General features: G+C 68.2%; 1 pseudogene. It reads right to left on the minus strand.

Features of this window, described 5'->3' with window-relative positions:
- Positions 1 to 347 precede the first annotated feature (347 nt).
- Positions 348 to 551, minus strand: a pseudogene (locus E6R62_RS38810) (aminotransferase); the annotation flags it as partial.

Below are 551 nucleotides of genomic sequence, written 5' to 3' on the forward strand. Positions count from 1 at the left end.
GGCCTGCGCCCCGACCCGGCGCTGGCCACGCAGTTCGTCGGTGACGGCGAGCAGGGCCGACAGGTGCCCCGCGAGCTGGATGTCCAGCTCCTCCTCGCGGCTGCGGTGCGGGAAGTCGGCGACGTCCGGGAGGGTGTGCGCCGACGTGGTGCGGATCGGTTCGTACATGGGGACGGCCTCCAGCTTCGTGCTTGAGCACCATCCTACCTTGGAATCAGTCTAAAGTTGTCGTCAGTCCGGAACGGTGCCGGACCCGGTACGCTCCGTGGCCGAAAACGGGACAAGGAGCCCGAAGGGGGCTCCTTGTCGTCGTGTGCCGGTGGGGCCGCGCCGGTGCGCGGTGCCGGTCAGGGCTGGCTGTACCCGTCGAGGAAGTGCCCGATGCGGGTCACGGCCTCCTTGAGGTCCTCCGCCGCCGGCAGGGTCACGATGCGGAAGTGGTCGGGTTCCGGCCAGTTGAACCCCGTCCCCTGTACGCACATGATCCGCTCCTGGCGCAGCAGGTCGAGGATCATCTGCCGGTCGTCCTTGATCTTGAAGACCTTCGGGTC

Source organism: Streptomyces sp. A1136 (assembly GCF_004795055.1).
Lineage (GTDB): Bacteria > Actinomycetota > Actinomycetes > Streptomycetales > Streptomycetaceae > Streptomyces.